This window comes from Mesorhizobium sp. P160927 (assembly GCF_057766385.1).
This window is the reverse complement of sequence record NZ_JBYMDW010000001.1, coordinates 3,376,221-3,392,909: the sequence shown is the minus strand read 5'-3', so window position 1 is coordinate 3,392,909 and position 16,689 is coordinate 3,376,221. Positions and strand designations below refer to the sequence as shown.

19 protein-coding genes and 1 pseudogene are annotated in these 16,689 nt (G+C 62.0%); 5 read left to right on the top strand and 15 right to left on the bottom strand.

What is annotated here, in order from left to right:
• Positions 1-122: 122 nt before the first annotated feature.
• From AC3CB8_RS16275 to AC3CB8_RS16255, 5 genes are all read right to left on the bottom strand, one after another.
• A complete protein-coding gene (locus AC3CB8_RS16275; protein ID WP_023773436.1) occupies positions 123-2,000 on the bottom strand; it encodes an ABC-F family ATP-binding cassette domain-containing protein in 1,878 nt (625 codons plus the stop codon).
• Positions 2,001-2,135: 135 nt separating this feature from the next.
• Positions 2,136-2,588, bottom strand: coding sequence for a Ros/MucR family transcriptional regulator (locus tag AC3CB8_RS16270; RefSeq protein ID WP_023773435.1), 453 nt, complete (start codon positions 2,586-2,588; stop codon positions 2,136-2,138).
• A 160-nt stretch (positions 2,589-2,748) separates the two neighbouring features.
• Positions 2,749-2,952, bottom strand: a complete 204-nt coding sequence (locus AC3CB8_RS16265; RefSeq protein ID WP_023773434.1) for a hypothetical protein — start codon at positions 2,950-2,952, stop codon at positions 2,749-2,751.
• Entirely contained in the window at positions 2,945-3,871 is a 927-nt protein-coding gene (locus AC3CB8_RS16260) for a DMT family transporter (RefSeq protein WP_352565150.1), read from the bottom strand. Before AC3CB8_RS16260 ends, AC3CB8_RS16265 begins: the two co-directional genes overlap by 8 nt.
• Before the next feature lie 45 nt (positions 3,872-3,916).
• A complete protein-coding gene (locus tag AC3CB8_RS16255; RefSeq protein ID WP_023782915.1) occupies positions 3,917-4,750 on the bottom strand; it encodes a hypothetical protein in 834 nt (277 codons plus the stop codon).
• Between the two features lie 110 nt (positions 4,751-4,860).
• Here AC3CB8_RS16255 and AC3CB8_RS16250 point away from each other — a divergent pair, with 110 nt between their 5' ends.
• On the top strand, positions 4,861-5,820 hold the full coding sequence (locus AC3CB8_RS16250) for a LysR substrate-binding domain-containing protein (RefSeq protein WP_352565148.1): 960 nt from the start codon (positions 4,861-4,863) through the stop codon (positions 5,818-5,820).
• Positions 5,821-5,880: 60 nt separating this feature from the next.
• Here AC3CB8_RS16250 and AC3CB8_RS16245 read toward each other — a convergent pair whose 3' ends face one another.
• Complete coding sequence (locus tag AC3CB8_RS16245; RefSeq protein WP_023773430.1) at positions 5,881-6,393, bottom strand: DinB family protein; 513 nt, start codon at positions 6,391-6,393, stop codon at positions 5,881-5,883.
• A 65-nt stretch (positions 6,394-6,458) separates the two neighbouring features.
• On the opposite strand from AC3CB8_RS16245, the gene AC3CB8_RS16240 reads away from it, so the two are divergent.
• On the top strand, positions 6,459-7,151 hold the full coding sequence (locus tag AC3CB8_RS16240) for a glutathione S-transferase family protein (protein WP_352565146.1): 693 nt from the start codon (positions 6,459-6,461) through the stop codon (positions 7,149-7,151).
• Between the two features lie 90 nt (positions 7,152-7,241).
• On the opposite strand, the gene AC3CB8_RS16235 is transcribed toward AC3CB8_RS16240, so the two are convergent.
• Positions 7,242-7,502 (bottom strand): DUF2934 domain-containing protein, encoded by a 261-nt coding sequence (locus AC3CB8_RS16235; RefSeq protein ID WP_352546600.1) that lies wholly within the window; start codon positions 7,500-7,502, stop codon positions 7,242-7,244.
• Between the two features lie 295 nt (positions 7,503-7,797).
• Between AC3CB8_RS16235 and ndk the strand changes: the two genes are divergently transcribed.
• Positions 7,798-8,220 (top strand): nucleoside-diphosphate kinase, encoded by a 423-nt coding sequence (gene ndk / locus AC3CB8_RS16230; RefSeq protein ID WP_023782911.1) that lies wholly within the window; start codon positions 7,798-7,800, stop codon positions 8,218-8,220.
• Between the two features lie 364 nt (positions 8,221-8,584).
• Here the strand turns inward: ndk and AC3CB8_RS16225 are convergent, their stop codons facing one another.
• The 5 genes from AC3CB8_RS16225 to AC3CB8_RS16205 form a co-directional block, all read right to left on the bottom strand.
• Complete coding sequence (locus AC3CB8_RS16225; protein ID WP_023782909.1) at positions 8,585-9,067, bottom strand: molybdenum cofactor biosynthesis protein MoaE; 483 nt, start codon at positions 9,065-9,067, stop codon at positions 8,585-8,587.
• Positions 9,068-9,072: 5 nt separating this feature from the next.
• A complete protein-coding gene (gene moaD, locus AC3CB8_RS16220) occupies positions 9,073-9,330 on the bottom strand; it encodes a molybdopterin converting factor subunit 1 (RefSeq protein ID WP_023773424.1) in 258 nt (85 codons plus the stop codon).
• A 1-nt stretch (position 9,331) separates the two neighbouring features.
• On the bottom strand, positions 9,332-9,928 hold the full coding sequence (gene pgsA / locus AC3CB8_RS16215; protein ID WP_023773423.1) for a CDP-diacylglycerol--glycerol-3-phosphate 3-phosphatidyltransferase: 597 nt from the start codon (positions 9,926-9,928) through the stop codon (positions 9,332-9,334).
• A 98-nt stretch (positions 9,929-10,026) separates the two neighbouring features.
• Positions 10,027-12,111, bottom strand: a complete 2,085-nt coding sequence (gene uvrC / locus AC3CB8_RS16210) for an excinuclease ABC subunit UvrC (RefSeq protein WP_352565143.1) — start codon at positions 12,109-12,111, stop codon at positions 10,027-10,029.
• Positions 12,108-12,872 carry an SDR family oxidoreductase gene (locus AC3CB8_RS16205; RefSeq protein ID WP_023773421.1) on the bottom strand — a complete coding sequence of 255 codons (765 nt, stop codon included), beginning with the start codon at positions 12,870-12,872 and terminating at the stop codon, positions 12,108-12,110. The genes uvrC and AC3CB8_RS16205 overlap by 4 nt, the downstream gene beginning before the upstream one ends.
• A 411-nt stretch (positions 12,873-13,283) precedes the next feature.
• On the opposite strand from AC3CB8_RS16205, the gene AC3CB8_RS16200 reads away from it, so the two are divergent.
• Positions 13,284-13,940, top strand: coding sequence for an outer membrane protein (locus AC3CB8_RS16200; RefSeq protein ID WP_023773420.1), 657 nt, complete (start codon positions 13,284-13,286; stop codon positions 13,938-13,940).
• A 60-nt stretch (positions 13,941-14,000) separates the two neighbouring features.
• On the opposite strand, the gene AC3CB8_RS16195 is transcribed toward AC3CB8_RS16200, so the two are convergent.
• Complete coding sequence (locus AC3CB8_RS16195) at positions 14,001-14,597, bottom strand: glutathione S-transferase family protein (protein WP_352565140.1); 597 nt, start codon at positions 14,595-14,597, stop codon at positions 14,001-14,003.
• Between the two features lie 427 nt (positions 14,598-15,024).
• Positions 15,025-15,495, bottom strand: coding sequence for a hypothetical protein (locus tag AC3CB8_RS16190; protein ID WP_032924885.1), 471 nt, complete (start codon positions 15,493-15,495; stop codon positions 15,025-15,027).
• A gap of 543 nt (positions 15,496-16,038) precedes the next feature.
• Here AC3CB8_RS16190 and AC3CB8_RS16185 point away from each other — a divergent pair.
• A complete protein-coding gene (locus AC3CB8_RS16185; RefSeq protein ID WP_023773416.1) occupies positions 16,039-16,350 on the top strand; it encodes a transcriptional regulator in 312 nt (103 codons plus the stop codon).
• A 51-nt stretch (positions 16,351-16,401) separates the two neighbouring features.
• On the opposite strand, the pseudogene AC3CB8_RS16180 reads toward AC3CB8_RS16185, so the two are convergent.
• Positions 16,402-16,646, bottom strand: a pseudogene (locus tag AC3CB8_RS16180) (EamA family transporter); the annotation flags it as partial.
• Positions 16,647-16,689: the final 43 nt, after the last annotated feature.

Sequence of the window (16,689 nt, the reverse complement as noted above, 5' to 3'; positions counted from 1 at the left end):
AGCGCCGAGATGTTGAGGGCGTCTTAGCGGATGAGACGCTGGCGTTCCCTGGCATACCCTTCATCCGACCTCGCTTCGCGAGGCCACCTTCTCCCCCAATGGGAGGAGGAGAAGCGCTCATCCTACTCCGCCGTGCCTTGCTCATATTCGGCCGACATGGTCAGCCATTTTTCCTCGTGGCCTGCCAGCGTCTGCGCAAGCTGCGAGCGCTCCTTGGCGAGCCGCGTCGCGGTCGAGGGATCCTTTTCGTAGACCGCCGGATTGGACAGCTCGTCCTCGATGCCATCGATGCGTTTGCGGATGCGATCCATCAGCGCTTCGGTGGCGCGGATTTCCTTGGCCAGCGGCTCAAAGGCGGCGCGGCGTGCGGCCGCGTCGCGGCGTCGGTCGGCTTTTGACGCCTTGTCCGCTTCGCGCTTGCCACGGCGGTCGCCGGAGACGCCGGTGACCAGCGTCTTGTAGTCCTCCAGGTCGCCGTCATAGGGATTGACCGCACCGTCCTTGACCAGCCACAGCCTGTCGGCGGTCGCTTCCAGCAGATGGCGGTCGTGCGAGATCAGGATAACGGCGCCGGGGAATTCGTTCAGCGCATGGATCAGCGATTCGCGGCTATCGATGTCGAGATGGTTGGTCGGCTCGTCGAGGATGAACAGGTTCGGCCCCTCGAAGGCAGACAAACCCATCAGAAGGCGCGCCTTCTCGCCACCGGACAGATCCTTGGCGGGCGTATTCATTTTCTCGGTCGTGAGACCGAACTGGGCGACGCGGCCGCGCACTTTCGATTCGGGCGCCTCCGGCATCAGCCGGCGGACGTGCTCATAGGCATTTTCCTCAGGACGCAGATCGTCGAGCTGGTGCTGGGCGAAGATCGCCACCTTCAAACCCGGCGCCACCGTCATGGTGCCGGTCTCCTGCTTCAGACGACCCGACAGAAGTTTGGCGAAGGTCGACTTGCCGTTGCCATTGGCGCCGAGCAGCGCGATGCGGTCGTCGGCATCGATGCGCAACGTCATCTTCTTCAGGATAGGCTGACCCTCGGTATAGCCGACATTGACGTTGTTCAGCGCCACGATCGGCGAGGCCACGGTCTTCACAGGCTCGGGGAAAGAGAATGGCCGTACCGTGTCGTTGACGATGGCCGAGATCGGCTTCATCTTTTCCAGCGCCTTGATGCGCGACTGTGCCTGCCTTGCCTTGGATGCCTTTGCGCGAAAACGCTCGACGAAGGATTCCATGTGCTTGCGGGCGGCTTCCTGCTTGACCCGGCCCTTTTCCTGCAATTCCTTCTGCTCGGTATACTGGCGTTCGAACTGGTCGTAGCCGCCGCGCCAGAACGTTAGCTTCTTCTGGTCGAGATGAACGATCGAATTGACGGCACGGTTGAGCAAATCTCGGTCGTGCGAAATCAGAAGCACCGTGTGCGGATACTTTGAAACATAGTTCTCAAGCCACAACGTCCCTTCAAGGTCGAGATAGTTGGTCGGTTCGTCGAGCAGCAGAAGGTCGGGCTCTGAAAACAGCACGGCGGCCAGTGCAACGCGCATGCGCCAGCCGCCTGAGAAGGAGGAGGCCGGACGGCGCTGCGCGGCGTCGTCGAAGCCTAGGCCGGCCAGGATGGTGGCCGCGCGAGACTCGGCTGAATGGGCGTCGATATCGGCCAGCCGCATGTGGATGTCGGCGATGCGGTGCGGATCGGTGGCGGTCTTTTCCTCGTCGAGGAGCGCGGAACGTTCGAGGTCGGCCTTGAGCACGATCTCGATCAGCGGGTCCTCGGTGCCGGGCGCTTCCTGCGCCACCTGACCGATCCGCGTATTCTTCGGCAGGCTGATCGAACCCGTCTCGGAGGGGAAATCGCCTGTTATGGCCCTGAACAGCGTCGTCTTGCCGGTCCCGTTGCGGCCGACAAGACCGGCCTTGGTGCCGGCCGGCAGGGTGAGCGAGGCGTGGTCGAGTAGCAGGCGCCCCGCCATGCGGAGCGAGAGGTCGTTGATGATAAGCATGGCCGCGCTTTTGCACTGGACATCAACGCTTCGCAAGACCTTGCGGGCCAGTTGGCCGCACAAGGCCTGGAAACGGCGCCCACAACCGCGCCGTCAGAGCCGCGACAGCGGCCTGCCGTGCCAGCCGACAAGGCTTCAGGCAGCAGCCTTGCCGCGCTTTGTCGCCTTGGCCACGACTGCCGGCGCAGCGGCCGGCTTGCGGCCAAGTCCCGTCGACTTCGCCAAGGCCGACCGGGTCGCGGAGTAATTCGGCGCGACCATCGGGTAGTCCGGCGGCAAGCCCCATTTGGCGCGATAGTCGTCAGGGCTCAAACCGTAGTCCGTCCTGAGGTGTCGCTTGAGCGACTTGAACTTCTTCCCGTCCTCCAGGCAGATGATGTAGTCGGGAAACACCGACCTTTTCGGATTTACGGCCGGAACAAGGCTCGGGCTTTCCACGACAGCCGCACCAGCCAGCTTTCGGACCGAGGCGCTGACGCTGGCAATCAAGTCAGGCAGGCCCGAAGCCGGTAGCGGATTGTTGCCTACATAAGCCGAGACAATATCGGCGGTTAGCTCGATAACGATCTTATCCTCGATATTTGACAATTCTTTCACCCTATTTGCGACAAAGTCGTCTACCCAGTGAAGACTTCTGTCGATGTATCTCTTTAACCGCGCCCCCAACGGGCCCGCCAAGTCCCAAAACGAATCAAGACTTGGCGTCAACTACTTTTATGCGAAATCGACGTCGTGCAAATTAGAAAATCTAATACTTGTATACGGCAGACTTGGTTGAACGGCTGTCAGCCAATATCTCAAGAATACGCTTCCAGCGGGCACAACGCCCGAAATCCTTCTGCTCGATCGCCTTTTCGGCCCTCATCGCGGCGTAAAGTGGTGCCTCGGCGCCAAATTCCTCGATGAGCCAATGCGCTTCCTGCCTGGCGAGACGTTCATTGTCGTCAAACATAATTTTCCGCCTCCGAACGCTCCAGTCCAACAGCGATGCAACTGCCGACGACAAGGACGGCTCCGGCAATGGCTGTCGTCGTCAGCCGTTCGCCGGACAAGGTCAGCAGCAGTGTCGAAGCGATCGGCGTGAGATAGGCGATGACAGCCACCTTCCCGCTGCCTCCAAGTTTCAGGGCCCGCGACCAGAAGTAATAACCAAGCCCCATAGGGCCGGCACCGAGATAGAGCCCGAGGGCCAGATCCACTCCGGTGGGCCAGGCGATGCCTTCGCGAGCGGACCATATAAGCGTCAACGCGACGCCAACCAGCGACGATGGCAGCAACAGGCGGTCCGGCGAAGTGGCGAGCCGTCCCACCATCACCGAATAGAAAGCCATGCACAGCGCGGACCCGAATGCGCATAAATAGCCGGCGAGATCACCCTGAAACCAGGTGCGGTCGCGGCCTCCCGAAATCACCAGTGCGACGCCGACGAACCCAAGGGCCGCTGCAAGGCCCAGCAAAGCCGGACGCCGGGGATTTTCGAAGGCGATCACTGCCGCGGCAACCATCAAGGGCCAGGTGTAGGCCACGAGATTGGCTTCGATCACCGGCATCGAGGCGAAGGCGATATATTGCAGCACCATGGTGCCGACCAGACCGATGAAGCCGACCGCGAGCGGCACCAGCGCGGTGCTCGCCGTGATTGCCGTGGCTTTCTCCCGGCTCATCAACCGGATGGCCGCGAAGACCAGTGCGGCCCCAACAAATTGCAGGAACTGCACCTGCGACACCGGGTGACTGGCCAGCAGGGATTTGCCGACCAGCGCATTTGTCGACCACAACGCTACCGCGCCGGTGGCGAAGACCAGCGCGGACATCGAGCCTGATCCATGCCGAAAAAAGCGCCATGGGGCTCTATCTCTGCGCTCGGCCATGATCCTTTCCGAAAACCGGCTCCCTTTTTTCCGGATCATGGACTGTCACCATGATTCCCTAGCCCCACCCGGAACCGGTCCTTCGGCTGGGGCCGGCGTCGGATGTTCCGCCTCGAACCGGCGATAGGCCGGCAGCTGATTGGTCCACACGTCCTCGGCCAGCTCATTGACCCATTCGCGGTCGTGATCGTTGTCGGCGGCAAGGTAAAACATCCTGTTGTCGTCGACATAGGGCTTGGCCACGGAGCGCTGGTTGAGCACCAGGGTGACGCGTTCGCCGAACTGGATCGGCGCCGTGCGGTGCAGGACGCCGAGGAACTGCCCGAGCGTCGCATATCGCATCTTGTGATCGATGCGCATGATGCGGTTGCGCGGAATCTCGCGGCCGGATTCGAGAATGGCGCGGCCGGTCTCGGAATCGTCGCAATAGATTTCGAGATGGCCGCCGACCAGCGGATCGCTGATCGACAGCGGAATGAGTTCGGTGACCGGAACGCCGTCGCAATGCCATTCGACGGCGCCATCCCTGGGATTCATGAAGGTGACGGTCGAACCCACGATCGACAGCGGATAGGGTTCCAGCTTCGTGCCCATCATGTCGGACAGGCTCTCCAAGCGCAACTTGTCGTTCAGCAACTCCTTGATTTCAGGTATGAAACGGTCGGCGCCGGTGATGAAGGTCAGATCGAGGTGCTTGTGCACGGCATGGCTGGCCTTGAGCTTCAGGGCGGCCTCCTCGATCGCGGCAAGCAGTGCCGGATCATAGCCGTGCAGATACTGCGCAACGCCGAAGCTCGACACCTTCCAGGCGGTTTCGTGGCCGATAATGGCCTCGCGGCTCATCGCATAGCGCAATTCGGGTATCGTATGGGCGTTCATTGTACTTCTCCAAGTGGGGGCAAACACTTGGTTAACAGTCAATTAAATTAGCACCCCCTGTAAAATTAGGAATGCTAGTGCTACCGTAAGCCAAGCTTAAGGTCGAAACCGTGCGTCTGCTCAGTCAGGTCAACCTCAATTCGTTGAAAATCGTGGAGAGTGCTGCGAGGCACGGCAATTTCACGCGTGCCGGAGAAGAACAGTTCATCACCGCTTCGGCGGTCAGCCAGCGCGTCAAGAGCCTGGAGGACCAGCTGCGTTTCAAGATTTTCCAGCGAGGCGGCAATGCGGTGTCGCTGACGCCGGAGGGCGAGACCTATGTCTCGCGCGTTCGCGAGGCGCTGGAGCGTATCGTCGCCGCCAGCATGGAAGCGACCGGGCAATCACAGGAACATGTGCTGAAAATATCCGTGCTGCCGACATTTGCCGCGCGCTGGCTGTTTCCGCGCCTGCCGCTGTTCCAGCAGCAACATCCCGATATCGTGATGCGGGTTTCGACCTCGTACGCGACGCATGAGTTCACGACTTCCGAATTCGATCTGGAAATCCGCTATGGCGACGGCCATTTCAACGGACTGCCGTCCGACCTGCTGTTTCGGGAAGACCTGACCCCGGTGTGCAGCCGCAAATTGTTCCATGAGGTTCTCGGCGACAAGCCGGTGTCGAAGGTGACGCCGGACGACCTCAAGCACTTCACGCTGCTGCATTCCGACACCTGCACCCAGAACTGGCAATCCTGGCTTGGTTTCGCCGGGGCCAGTTTTGTGCTCAGCGAGACCAAAAGCATCTATTTCGACTCGTGCATGATGTCCTACGAGGCGGCCAATGCCGGAATGGGTTTTGCCGTCGCCAACCGTGCCTATATGGCCAGCGACATCCGCGCCGAGAGGCTGGTCGCGCCCTTTGCGGTCCATCATCCGAACACGGCCGGCTGGTATTTCGTCTCGCCCCACAAGAGCCTTGCCACGCGCAAGGTGCTGCGGTTCAAGCAATGGGTGATGGCGGAAGCGGCTCAGACACAGAGCCAATTGGATGGCGAAGTCTCCGGCCTGGCTTCGGCGGCTGTCTGAAAATGCTGCGATAGTCCGCTCCAACCGTTCGCTGTCGAATTTAGAACGAAACCATCTGGATCAGGCGAAAGCCCTGCCCTCTTCGGTGCGCTGGAAATGCGCCAGATCGAGCGGCACTGAGGGGCGGCCCAGGACCGTCAGGATCATATGCGCCTGGCCGCGGTGATGGGTCTGGTGATTGAAGACATGAGCCAGCGCGGGCGCCAGGCGTTGCGAGACGGTGCGCATGTCCGATACGGTCATATAGGTGAAACGACCCGACAGCGCCTTGTCGCCCAACCCGCCGAGCCAGTCGATAATCCGCCGGTCCTCGGCCTCGCGCGCTGTCCTCAGGACAGGCAAGGCCCGGAACAATACAGCGTCCAATGTCGTCGGCGCGGCGCCTTCGCCGGTGAAGCGCTTCATCCAGATGCGATCGGCGGCGAGCAGGTGGTTGAGCGTGCCCATCAGCGAGCCGAAGAAGGCGCCGACGTCGCGATTGAACTCCTCGTCGTTGAGATCGTCGGCGGCATCGTAGATGCGGCCGTTGGCCCATTGATTGTATGCCGCAAACATCGTGAAGTGCTGTTTCATTTTTTCCCGCCGGGCCTGTTTCGGGTGTCGGGAGCGATACCTAGACTGCAAAGGAACCCGCGCCAATGACCATTCTGCTTTATGATCTCGTCGGGCGTGACGAGGGCCGTCCGTTCAGTCCGCACTGCTGGAAGGCAACAATGGCGCTGGCCCACAAGGGGCTCGATATCTCGACCGCGCCGACGCGTTTTCTCGAAGTGCCCGCCGTCGAGGGCGGCGTTTCGAAAACCGTTCCGGTGATCCGCGACGGCGACAAGGTCGTCACCGATTCCTTTGCCATCGCGCTCTATCTCGAAGAGGCCTATCCCGATCGGCCTAGCCTGTTTGGCGGCGAAGGCGGCAAGGCGATGGCGCGCTTCATCGAGCGCTGGTCGCAATCGACCATCCACCCTTACGTCACCACAGCGGCGCTCGTCGACCTTCATGCCATGCAAGACGAACAGAATGGCTCGTATTTCCGCAAGAGCCGGGAGCAGCGCTTCGGCAAGCGGCTGGAGGACGTCGTCGCCGTACGCGACGCCGGCCTGGCAACCTTCCGGGCGGCGCTGGAGCCGCTGCGCTCCATGTTGAGCTACCAGCCGTTCATCGGCGGCGCCTCGCCGCTGTTCGCCGACTATATCGTCTTCGGCGCACTGCAATGGGCGCGCATCGCATCGCCTTACAAGTTGCTCGAAGACAGCGACGTGGTGGCGCAGTGGTTCACCCGCTGCCTCGACCTGCATGGCGGGGTTGGACGAAAGGTTTCGGCGGCGGCGTGACGCCGCAACGGCCTTCTATCCGCAGGGCAGCTCGAGCACCGTCAACCTGTTGCGAAATCAGGGGCCGAACAGCTGACCTTACTTCGCAGCCTACTTTGGCTTGCTGGCTTTCGGCTTGCTGGCTTTGGCGATGAGCTTTTCTTGCTTGGGCGGGGCTTTTGCCTTGCCGGCGCCAGATGCCTTCTTGGCCGGCTTCTTGCCCACCGTCGGCTTCCCCGCGTCCTCCCGGTCGACGTCGGCTGCCGCCTGGTGCCAATGGCGTTCGTGCTGACCGGGCGGGTGCCCTTCTTCCTGCCAGATCTGATGTGCACGGTTGCGAATGCGCTCCTGACGATCGTCTGTCATGGTCATGTTGTCTCCATTCGGGCCGACTTCAGCGCGGCGCCGACCTGGCGACTATAGCAAGCAAACTGTTGCTGTGCAGCCGTCTGATCCCACCGGCCGACGGGATCAGCCACGGAAGCACCGACCATTCCGGCGCTGCGCTGTCGCTCCGGGCGTTTGTCGTCCGGTAAGCCAAGCAATTGGCTTTCCGGATGCCTGCCGGACCACTCCTCACCCCCGCTCCTCACCCCCTCTTGGCAATCAGCCGGGCGGCTTGTATAGAGCCCGCCACTCTCAATTCGAATTCAGACAAGGACGACCCATGGCGCTCGAACGCACTTTTTCCATGATCAAGCCGGATGCAACGCGGCGCAATCTCACCGGCGCCATCACCAGGATGCTGGAAGAGGCCGGCCTACGCGTTATCGCCTCGCGCCGGGTGTGGATGAGCCGCCGAGAGGCGGAGGGCTTCTACGCCGTCCACAAGGAGCGCCCGTTCTTCGGCGAGCTGGTGGAGTCCATGTCCTCGGGCCCGACCATCGTGCAGGTGCTGGAAGGTGAGAACGCCATCGCCAGGAACCGCGAAGTGATGGGCGCCACCAATCCGGCCAGTGCCGCCGAAGACACCATCCGCAAGGTGCATGCACTCTCGATCGGTGAGAACTCGGTGCACGGCTCGGATGCGCCGGAAACGGCCGCGCAGGAGATCAAGTACTGGTTCTCCGATACCGAGATCGTCGGCTGAGCCGACACTGCACGTTGCATGCGAGAAGGCCGGTGTTTCGCCGGCCTTTTTCTTTGCTGGCGGTCAATTCTCGCGCACGAATCGCAGCATATCGGCATGCAGCCGATCCATATGCGTGGACATGAGGCCATGCGGCGGCCTCATGAACGAGGAACGGCAGTCCGGAATGAGCCGGGCCGACGGAATGCCCGTCAATTCGATGGGCGCCGAGCGATCGCGGTTGCCATGGACCAACAAGGTCGGGCACCAAGCCGAAGACGAAGAAGTCGGCGATCCTGTCCAGCATGACCGTTTCCCTTGCCCAGATCAGTCACGTGGCCAGTTGGGGGAAGGATTGCTGTCGTACCGTGACGCCAGCACGGTATTATTCGGATGGCGGCCGCTTCCAGCGCCGGGCTGCCTGCGTATCGGTTTCCTTGGCCTCGACCCAGCCGCCTTCGGAGCCGTCGGTGCGATGTTCCTTCTTCCAGAAGGGTGCACGCGACTTGAGGTAGTCCATAAGGAAGTCCGCCGCCTCGAACGCCGCCTGGCGGTGCGCCGAAGCGGCCACCACCAGCACGATGTTCTCCCCCGGCGCGATCTTGCCATGGCGATGGATGACGGTGAGGCCTTGCAGCGGCCAGCGTTCGCCAGCTTCGGTCGCGATGCGGCCGATCTCGGCTTCAGCCATGCCCGGATAGTGCTCAAGTTCAAGTGCCGAGAGCGCGCCCTGCTCGTCGCGGCACAGGCCTGAGAAGGTGACCACCGCGCCAATGTCGACGCGCCCTTGGGTCAGTGCGGCGATCTCGGCGGCGACGTCGAAATCCTGGCGCTGAATGCGCACGGTCGCTACCAGGACGGCCGACATGAGTGTCAGCCCCCGGTCATCGGCGGGAACAGCGCGATTTCGCGCGCGCCCGATATCTTCTCGCGGTGGTCGACATGTTCCTGGTTGATGGCAACGCGGATCACGTCGGGATATTGCAGTGCGTGTTCGTAGCCTTCGCCGCGCGACCGCAGCCAGCGCAAGAGGTCGGCGACCGTCTCTATGCCGGCCGGCAGTTCAACATCTTCTTCCGGCATGCCGATCCGTTCGCGAACCCAGGCAAAGTAGATGAGACGGGTCGTCATCTCACTCGTCCATGATGTGCTTGAGGCCGGCGCGGAAATAGTCGTAGCCGGTGTAGAGCGTCACGAGGGCCGCGATCCACAGCAGCACGAGACCGGTCTGCGTTGTCAGCGGGAAGACCTTGTCGCCCGCCGGCCCCGCCAGCAGGAAAGCGATTGCGACCATCTGAATGGTGGTCTTCCACTTGGCGAGCTGCGTCACCGGCACCGAGACCTTGAGTGCCGCCAGATATTCGCGCAGGCCAGAAACCAGGATTTCGCGGCACAGGATGATGATGGCCGCCCACAACGACCAGCCGGCGATGCCGGCATGGCGGTCGGTGTCGGCCGCAAGCAGCAAGAGGCACGTGGCGACCAGCAGCTTGTCGGCGATCGGGTCGAGCATCTTGCCGATGTTGGAGGTCTGCTGCCAGGCACGCGCAAAATAGCCGTCGAAATAATCGGTAACGGACGCCAGCAGGAAAATGACCAGCGCTGACCAGCGAGCGAAGTCGCTCGATTTCAGATGGCCTTCGAGAAAAAAGCACAACACGACCAGCGGCACCGCGACGATACGGGCGTAGGTCAGTATATTAGGCAGGTTGAACGCGCGCTGGGCCATGTCTGGTGGACTCTTTCTGCCTGCGTACTCAAATCAGAAGCTGTTGTAGGGGGTCAACAGGCCAGATTCGACTGGCCAGATGAAAGTGGCGAATTTTTTCAACTATCGTGGAAATGATTGTAGACCAATTTGGCAACCTGCTCGGAAATGCCGTCGACTTTCCTCAGATCCTCGATGGCGGCGCGGCTGACCGCCTTGGCGGTTCCGAATGCCAGCAGCAGGGCGCGCTTGCGGCCGGGACCGATGCCGGCGATTTCATCGAGCGGGCTCTTGACCATCTCCTTCTTGCGGCGGGCCCGGTGCGAGCCGATGGCGAAGCGGTGGACTTCGTCGCGCAACCGCTGGACGAAATAGAGCACGGGGTCGCGCACCGGCAATGAAAACGAGTCCCTGCCCCTGACGAAGAAACGCTCGCGGCCGGCGTCGCGGTCCTGGCCCTTGGCGATGCCGATGGCGACGACCCGGTCCTCGATGCCGAGATCCGACAGGATCTTGCGCACCGCCGTCATCTGGCCCTGACCGCCATCGATCAGGATGACGTCCGGCCATGCCGGGAAGCTGCCGGAAATGTCGTCCTCGATATCATCGCCCGCCTCGGCCGCCCTCGGCTCGCCCGCTGCCGCATCCTCAGCCATGGCGACATCGCCATGCTCCTTGAGCAGCCGCGAAAAACGCCGCTCCATCACTTCGCGCATCATGCCGAAATCGTCGCCCGGCGTGATCTCGGTCGAGCGGATGTTGAATTTTCTGTACTGGTTTTTCACAAAGCCTTCCGGCCCGGCGACGACCATGGCGCCGACGGCGTTGGTGCCCATGATGTGCGAATTGTCGTAAACCTCGATGCGCACCGGCGGCTTGGCGAGGCCGAAGGTCTCGGCGAAACCGGCAAGCAACCGCGCTTGCGTCGAGGTTTCGGCCAGCCGACGGCCGAGGGCCTCACGCGCATTCTGCAGGGCGTTGTCGGTCAGGTCCTTCTTCTCGCCGCGCTGTGGTACGGAAATCCCCACCTTGCGGCCGGCGCGGGTCGAGAGCGCCTCGGCCAGCAGGTCCTGGTCATCGACGGGCCGCGACAAGAGAATGGCACGTGGTGTCGGCTTGTCGTCATAGAACTGCGCCAGGAACGAGCCCAGCACTTCCGATCCCTCCAGCGCCGGATCGGCCTTCGGGAAATAGGCGCGGTTGCCCCAGTTCTGGCCAGTGCGGAAGAAAAACACCTGGATGCAGACCTGGCCGCCTTCCTGGTGGATGGCGAACACATCGGCCTCGTCGACGGTCGCCGGGTTGATGCCCTGATGGCTCTGGACGTGCGACAGGGCCGCCAGACGGTCGCGATAGATGGCGGCGCGCTCGAAATCGAGGTCTTGCGAAGCCTGCTGCATGGCAGCCGAAATCTCGGTCTTCACCTTCTGGCTGCGGCCGGACAAAAAGTCCTTCGCTTCGGCGACCAACTCGGCATAGCCCTCATGCGAAATTTCGCCGGTGCACGGACCCGCGCAGCGCTTGATCTGGTAGAGCAAGCATGGCCGCGTGCGGTTCTCGTAGAAAGAATTGGTGCAGCTTCTGAGGAGGAAGGCGCGCTGCAGGGAATTGATGGTGCGGCCGACGGCACCGGCCGAGGCAAAGGGGCCGAAATAGTCGCCCTTGCGCGACCGCGCGCCGCGATGCTTGTAAATGCCGGGCGAGACATGGTCGCCGGTCAAAAGGATATACGGGAACGACTTGTCGTCCCGCATCAGCACATTGAATCGCGGCCGCAAACGCTTGATGAGATTGGCTTCGAGCAGCAGCGCCTCGATCTCGGTGCGGGTGACGACGAACTCCATCGTCGACGTCTCGCGCACCATGCGGCCGATGCGGCTGGTGTGGAATCTGCCTTGTGCGTAGTTGGTGACACGCTTCTTCAGGCTGCGCGCCTTGCCGACGTAGAGCACGTCGCCGGCGGCGTTCATCATCCGGTAGACGCCGGGCGCATTGGGCAGCCGCTTGACCAGCGTCTGGATCACCTCGGCGCCGACCATGCCTTCGGCGTCGCCTGCATGCGGCGTCCAGTCGATGGCCGTGAAGGCGACATCCGGGCCAACCGGTTCGAGGATCTCCTCCAGCGCCTCGTCCTCAAGGTCGATTTCGGGTGGAAGATCATCGGCGCCGCCGCGCGCCTTGTTCTTGTGATCCAAATGACTCATTCCGCCATGCCTGTCACATCGGGCGTCTGCCATGCAAGATGCTGGCCGCCGTCGAGCGCGATCATCTGACCGGTGACCGAGCGCGCCTGCCAGAGATAGCGGATGGTGGCGCCGAATTCCGGCAATTCCGGGCCGCGCCTCAGAATGAGGCCAGCGACCTGCGCGTCAAAATCCGAATCGTCCTGGCGCACGTTCTTCAGCGTCGGGCCTGGCCCAATCGCATTGACGCGGATGCGCGGCCCGAGCGCCTGGGCCAACATCTGCGTCTGCGTCCACAATGCCGATTTCGATAGCGCATAGGAGAAATAGCGCGGCGTCGGCCGCCAGACGCGCTGGTCGATGATGTTGACGATCAGCCCCTCCTGCCCTTCCGGCAAGGAGCGGGCGAAGTTCTGGGCCAACAGCGCCGGGCTTTTCAGGTGAATGGCAAAATGGCGGTCCCAGGCGCGCCAGTCGAAATCCTCGACGGAATCATCGACGAAGAGCGAAGCATTGTTGACCAACAGCGAGATTGGGCCCAGAGCGGCCTCCGCCTGGCCGACGAGGTCGCCGACGGCATCCATGTCGGTCAGGTCGGCCGCAACCACGGCGGCGCGGCCGCCCGACCGGTTGATCCCCGCCGCCAGCGCATCCGCCGCATCGTGCGAGCGATTGGAATGGACGGCGACCGCAAAGCCATGGCTGGCGAGGTCCTCGACAATCGCCTTGCCGATCCGTTTCGCCCCACCGGTCACCAGCGCCACGGCAGTGGCTTTGCTCATATGTGTCAATCCTCAATTTCGGCCGAAAACGCGACGCCGACGAAATATGGCCCGCCATGCGTTAAACGGCGTTCGCACCTGGGGCAACATTGTGGCGAAGTGCCCAGTTCGAGGTGCCGGGTCGTGTTGGACTCGGAACCGCAAGACCGCAATATAGGTCGCTGGAGTCCTTGCACCAAGCCGCGTGCAGCGCAGCACGAACTTGCTGCTGACATTTCGCTGTTGCGAAGATGCAACGTCAAGGTTCTGCCTCATTCGCGCCGGGGAATGACCCAAGTTCAGGTTCGGTTCAGCCGCATTTTGACACGACATTTGGAACCGACGAACGCCAGATCCGTTTCACCCCCCGGACGGGTCGATGGCGATCGTGAGAAACAAGCCTGTGTCCTGTGGCTTAAGGAGTAAAGAACAATGCAAGCCAATCTCAAATTCGCACGGCCGCTGGCTGTTGCGCTCGGGCTCTTCGCCCTCGGCGGTACCGCTTATGCCGCGGACGTCGTTTCGGAAGAGCCGCCGGCACCCGCTCCGGTTGTCGAACTTCCGGTCGCCTCGTGGGCCGGTCCCTATGCCGGTATCAACCTTGGCTACGGCTTCGGCGGCAAGACCAAGGAAAAGGATTTCGGCGTTTCGACCGATACCAAGGGTTTTGTCGGCAGTGTCTTCGGCGGCTATCAGTGGCAGCAGGAGAACTTCGTTTACGGCGGTGAAGCCGAACTCGGCTACAACGGCGTCAAGGGTGACGATAACGGCATCCACTCCAAGGGCGGCATCGAAGGCTCGCTGCGTGCCCGTCTCGGCTACGCCGTGACCCCGGAAATCCTGCTCTACGGCACCGGCGGTCTCGCCGGCAGAAGCCTGAAGGTGGAAGACTCGGTCATTCCTGCCAGCGACACCGCCACCATGCTCGGCTGGACCGCTGGCGTCGGCACCGACATCAAGCTGACCGACAATGTCTTCGGCCGCGTCGAGTATCGCTACACCGACTTCGGCAGCAAGAGCTTCGACGGTATCGGCAAGGTCAAGGCGACGGACAACCGCGTCACCTTCGGCCTCGGTATGAAGTTCTAAGTCGTTCAAGCCACGACACGAAAAGCCGGGCTTCGCGCCCGGCTTTTTTATGCCGGTCGCTCAGGCCGGAACGGCGGACTTCAGCTCCGGGAATTTTTCGTCGAAACGCGCCGCCCAGCGGCTTAACCGGCCGCGCCCCTTCTCCCACCGACCGCCAAAGCGCAGCGAGAGATAGCCGAGGCAGGCACGCAATGCCAACTGACCGGCCGTGATCTTCTTCGGCAGCTTTGGCGGATTGGCATTGAGCAGATCGAGTGCTGCCGTGATCTTCGCCCACTGGCGATCGAGCCAGGGCTGATAGACCATCTCTTCAGGCCGGGTGCGGCGTTCGTAGACCATCGACAGCGCGCAATCGCAGATACCGTCGGCCAGCGCCTCCAGCACTTCCGCTTCCAGACGCTTGTCGGGATTGCGCGGAAACAACGCGTTCTTCGAAAGCCGGTTGAGGTGCTGGGTGATGGCGCGGCTGTCGTGAACCGAACGGCCATCGTCGAGCACCAGCACCGGGATCTTGCCCAGCGGATTGGCGCCGATCAGTTCGGCCGGCCTGTCCTCGGTCTTGACCGGCACCTCATCGAGGGTGATCCCGGCATAGGCCGCGGCCATTCTTACCTTGGAGCTGTAGGGAGAGCTGGACGCGTAGAGCAGCTTCGGCATGATCCGTTTCCTGTTTGCAAGCATACAGTGTTGACCGCAGGACTGTCGCGATCAATTGCCAGACTGCAAAAAAAACAGCGGCCAGAAACCGGCTGCGGTTTCCGCCGTGGCATCACGACAAGCTTGATACCGGTACTGTGGAAAGTATCAGCAGGCCACGACAACAAGCCGCCGATTCGAACGTGCGCCCACACTTCCCTGGCACCCATGCTTCGCAGGCGCTAAGCGTCACGCCGATACCTTCGCCAACCGCCGCGAGGAGCGAAAGGAGTTGGGCGAGCGAGGCAGCCAACCGGCGCCTCGCTTTGCTTGCCCCTCGGCCCCTTCCCGACGCTCAGCCCAGAGGGCTGAACCCGTTGCCGAACATACTGAGCGTCAGAGCGTCCTTGCCGGATCCCGAAGGACACGCGACGCCCCAACGATCCGTCTACTTCTTGGTCGGAGCCTTCGCCTTCGCAGGCGCTGCCTTTGCCTTCGGCGCCGCGGCTTTCTTCACCGCCGGCTTGGTCGCGGCGGCGGCTGCTTTCGCAGCTGGCTTGGCCGCCGGCTTCTTGGCCGGTGCCGCTTTTGCTGCCGGCCTCGCCGAAGTTTTCGCGGGAGCCGCCTTCTTAGCAGCGGGTTTGGCTGCGGGTTTGGCCGCCGCCTTGGCTGCAGGCTTCTTGGCCGGCGCCGGCTTCGCCGCGGCTTTCGCTGGCGCTGCCTTCTTCACTGCCGGCTTCGCGACAGCCTTGGCTGCCGCCGGCTTCTTAGCCGGTGCTGCCTTCGCTGCCGGCTTTGCCGCCGCCTTGGCAGGCGCTGCTTTCTTCACTGCAGCCGCGGCCTTCGCCGCGACCGCCTTTGCGGGTGCTTTCTTTGCCGGTGCCTTGGATGCCGGCGCTTTAGATGACTGCTTAGCCATGTCATGCCCCTTCACGTTATGCCGATGGCCGTGAATGACCCCGGCGCGCAATGCATATCTGACTCGCGTCTCGCTAGCCAGCGAAGCAATGGTATGATTTTCTCAACTTAAATTTTGGTTGCGATCCATACACAATCACACTCATCATCGCAAAATCCGCTGCTGATCTTCCGACGTCGCCAGCAAATCGATGCCGGCGTTCCCGATGCGATCTCGCCATCAAGATCCGAAGATTAGCGAGCCGCTTCACGCATGATCTTTGGGGGTGAACATCATGACCCGCCGCGTCTTCGAGGTGATCATCTTTTGCAGGTGCGCGGTTCGCGCGGATCACGAGCGCGATGCGACGCTCGACCTGAAGATCACCTTGTCAAGCATGTTCCGAGCATCGGCTTTCCGACTGACAGAATACTCTGTGGTACAGAATATTCTGTCAACGAGATATGATCGCCTTCGGTTTCGGCCATACAGAAGCAAGTGACACCGCAAAGTCGCCAAGCCATATTGCCACAACCGAAGGCTTTGCCGCATTGGAGCCTATTGATGAGCGCCGACGACATTATCCACCAGAGTACACGGCTCAGGATCATGGCCGTCCTGAACACGCTGGAAAGGCGCGAGGCCCTGGAGTTCATCCAGTTGAAAGCCATGATCGAAGTCACCGACGGCAATCTCGGAGCACATCTCGATACGCTGGCCAGGGCTGGCTATGTCGACATTGAAAAGCTTTTCGTCGGACGTCGACCGCAGACACGGATCAAGGCCACGACGGCCGGGCGGCGGGCCTTTCGCGGTCACATTGCCTATCTTCGCAAGATCATCGATCAGGCAGAGGCAACGCGTCGTAGAAAATAACAAGCGACGAGCCTTGGCTCACCGCCTCACGATACGGTGAGCCGCCCGTGCGCGGATCGCGGCGATCGGACCGGCAGGCCCGAGCGCGAAGGCGGCCACCACGACGCCATACGCCAGAAGCGCAAACAGGCCGCCGCCCAGCGCCTTCCAGGTTTCCGGTGCCCGAGCATCGACAACAAGGTTGCAGCGAAAGGCGATGAAGATCGCCGGCAGCAATGCGCCATAGCCAGCAGGACCCAGGCGGTATAGGCGCCGACATTGCCCGCCGCACGAACGCCGATCGCGACGGCGGTCGATTGCCCGAACGTGAAATCTGGTTGACGATACATCCCGACCTTC

Excerpts from the sequence above, each read along its gene's own strand:
- AC3CB8_RS16205 (WP_023773421.1), bottom strand. The coding sequence starts at position 12,872 with ATGAGCAAAGCCACTGCCGTGGCGCTGGTGACCGGTGGGGCGAAACGG.
- AC3CB8_RS16200 (WP_023773420.1), top strand. The coding sequence starts at position 13,284 with ATGCAAGCCAATCTCAAATTCGCACGGCCGCTGGCTGTTGCGCTCGGG.
- AC3CB8_RS16240 (WP_352565146.1), top strand. The coding sequence starts at position 6,459 with ATGACCATTCTGCTTTATGATCTCGTCGGGCGTGACGAGGGCCGTCCG.
- AC3CB8_RS16235 (WP_352546600.1), bottom strand. The coding sequence starts at position 7,502 with ATGACCATGACAGACGATCGTCAGGAGCGCATTCGCAACCGTGCACAT.
- uvrC (WP_352565143.1), bottom strand. The coding sequence starts at position 12,111 with ATGAGTCATTTGGATCACAAGAACAAGGCGCGCGGCGGCGCCGATGAT.
- AC3CB8_RS16190 (WP_032924885.1), bottom strand. The coding sequence starts at position 15,495 with ATGGCTAAGCAGTCATCTAAAGCGCCGGCATCCAAGGCACCGGCAAAG.
- AC3CB8_RS16195 (WP_352565140.1), bottom strand. The coding sequence starts at position 14,597 with ATGCCGAAGCTGCTCTACGCGTCCAGCTCTCCCTACAGCTCCAAGGTA.
- pgsA (WP_023773423.1), bottom strand. The coding sequence starts at position 9,928 with ATGGCCCAGCGCGCGTTCAACCTGCCTAATATACTGACCTACGCCCGT.
- moaD (WP_023773424.1), bottom strand. The coding sequence starts at position 9,330 with ATGACGACCCGTCTCATCTACTTTGCCTGGGTTCGCGAACGGATCGGC.
- AC3CB8_RS16255 (WP_023782915.1), bottom strand. The coding sequence starts at position 4,750 with ATGAACGCCCATACGATACCCGAATTGCGCTATGCGATGAGCCGCGAG.
- AC3CB8_RS16265 (WP_023773434.1), bottom strand. The coding sequence starts at position 2,952 with ATGTTTGACGACAATGAACGTCTCGCCAGGCAGGAAGCGCATTGGCTC.
- AC3CB8_RS16275 (WP_023773436.1), bottom strand. The coding sequence starts at position 2,000 with ATGCTTATCATCAACGACCTCTCGCTCCGCATGGCGGGGCGCCTGCTA.
- AC3CB8_RS16225 (WP_023782909.1), bottom strand. The coding sequence starts at position 9,067 with ATGTCGGCCGTCCTGGTAGCGACCGTGCGCATTCAGCGCCAGGATTTC.
- AC3CB8_RS16245 (WP_023773430.1), bottom strand. The coding sequence starts at position 6,393 with ATGAAACAGCACTTCACGATGTTTGCGGCATACAATCAATGGGCCAAC.
- ndk (WP_023782911.1), top strand. The coding sequence starts at position 7,798 with ATGGCGCTCGAACGCACTTTTTCCATGATCAAGCCGGATGCAACGCGG.
- AC3CB8_RS16185 (WP_023773416.1), top strand. The coding sequence starts at position 16,039 with ATGAGCGCCGACGACATTATCCACCAGAGTACACGGCTCAGGATCATG.
- AC3CB8_RS16260 (WP_352565150.1), bottom strand. The coding sequence starts at position 3,871 with ATGGCCGAGCGCAGAGATAGAGCCCCATGGCGCTTTTTTCGGCATGGA.